This window comes from Autumnicola musiva (assembly GCF_031846585.1).
GTDB classification, from domain to species: Bacteria; Bacteroidota; Bacteroidia; order Flavobacteriales; family Flavobacteriaceae; genus Autumnicola; species Autumnicola musiva.
The window spans coordinates 1-1,860 of record NZ_JAVRHK010000051.1; the positions used below are offsets into that span (position 1 = coordinate 1).

A 1,860-nucleotide genomic window follows, 5' to 3' on the forward strand; every position below is an offset into this window, starting at 1 on the left:
ATTTATTCAAATAAACTTGGCAGCCAAAGGCTGATGGCGGGGATAAAGGTGACCAGCAACAGCACGATGGCCATCACCACGTAAAGCGGTATCAGCGGTTTTATCACCTTCTGAATGGTGGTTTTGGCCACGCCCACTCCTATAAAGAGCACCGCCCCCACCGGTGGCGTACACAGTCCCACACATAAATTCATCACCATAATTATCCCGAAATGTACCGGGTCCACTCCCAGATTGGTCATTACGGGTAAAAATATCGGGGTAAAAATGAGTACTGCAGGGGTCATATCCATAAAGGTTCCTACAAAGAGCAACAGCAGGTTGATAATAAGCAAAATCACGTATTTGTTTTCACTAAGGCTTAGCAGCGCCGCACTTACCGACTGCGGAATATTTTCATAGGACATCACCCAGGACATACTCATGGACGTAGCTATAAGCAACATCACTATAGCCGTGGTTCCCACAGAACTTAAAAATACCCTGTAGAGAATTTTACGGTCCAGTTCCCGGTAAATAAGCGAGAGCACAAAACAGTATAAAACTGCTATCCCTGAAGCTTCCGTAGCCGTAAAAATTCCGGAAACAATTCCGCCAATAACCACTACAAGTAACAACAGGCTGGGTAAAGCATCAAAAAATGTAGCGGTGATTTTCCCAAAACTGGTGGGAGTCCCGGCCGGATATTTTTTCTTCTTTATCCATACCGCTGCTACCAGCATAAGGGCCAGCCCCATTAGAATTCCCGGCAGATAACCGGCAAGAAATAGCGAGGCAATAGACACCCCGCCACTGGCAAGGGAATACACAATCAGTACATTCGAAGGCGGAATCACCAATCCTGTGGTAGAAGAGGTTACATTAATAGCCGCACCAAATTCCCGCGAATACCCCTCCTTTTCCATAGGTTTCCCTAAAATTCCTCCAATTGCTGAAGCTGCAGCAACGGCAGAACCGGAAATGGCCCCAAAAAGCATCGCCGCAATAACATTTACATACACCAATCCCCCGGGCAGTGCACCAATGAGCGCCTTGGCAAAATCAATAAGCCGGTTGGCTATCCCCCCCTGGTTCATTATTTGTCCGGCCAGAATAAAAAATGGAATAGCCAGTAAAGAAAAACTATCCAGCCCCGTGGCCATCCTTTGGGCTACTGTAGTGAAGGCCGCCAGGCTATCTATAGAAGCTATCATTGTAAAAAAACAGGATAACCCAATAGACCATGCCACCGGCACTCCTATGGCCAGCAGTACTACAAAGGAAATAACCAATATTAATATCTCTGAAATCATACTAAATACTTTTGGGGATTTAAAATTTCATTGATTTTATAGATAATGATGAGCAGCCCGCTTAGCGGAAGCACCATGTACACAATGTAAAGGGGTACTTCAAGCGCTGCAGAAAGCTGGCCCAAATCATAACTTACATATACCAGATTGCCGCCACCTATCATTAATACGGTGATACAGAAAAAAATGATGAGCAAATTGATGCCTATCCTCAATCGTTTTCGGTTTTGCGGATTTAATTTTTCTTCCAGTAAATTGATGGAAAGATGTTCCTGCTGTCCTGCAGCATATGCAGCTCCAAGAATTCCTATCCAGATAAGCAGATATCTCGCCAATTCTTCGGTTATCGAACTTGGGGACTGCATAATATAACGGGAGAAAACCTGCCATAAAACAGCTATCACCATTATGGCCATTAATAGAACCAGAAAGGCCCCGAGGATTTTATCTAAACTTCTTTTCATAATTATTTTACGGCTTGTATCTGTTCTATAATCTCTTTCATTTCAGGATCCTCGCTGAATTCTTCATACATCGGCTGCACCTTTTCACGGAATGCTTCCTTATC

2 protein-coding genes are annotated in these 1,860 nt (G+C 44.2%); both read right to left on the reverse strand.

Features of this window, described 5'->3' with window-relative positions; translation table 11 throughout:
- Nucleotides 1–2: 2 nt before the first annotated feature.
- Nucleotides 3–1,292, reverse strand: a complete 1,290-nt coding sequence (locus RM539_RS19730; protein WP_311505137.1) for a TRAP transporter large permease — start codon at nt 1,290–1,292, stop codon at nt 3–5.
- Nucleotides 1,289–1,756: a TRAP transporter small permease gene (locus RM539_RS19735; RefSeq protein ID WP_311505138.1), complete on the reverse strand. Its 468-nt coding sequence runs from the start codon at nt 1,754–1,756 to the stop codon at nt 1,289–1,291. Before RM539_RS19735 ends, RM539_RS19730 begins: the two co-directional genes overlap by 4 nt.
- Between the last annotated feature and the right edge of the window lie 104 nt (nt 1,757–1,860).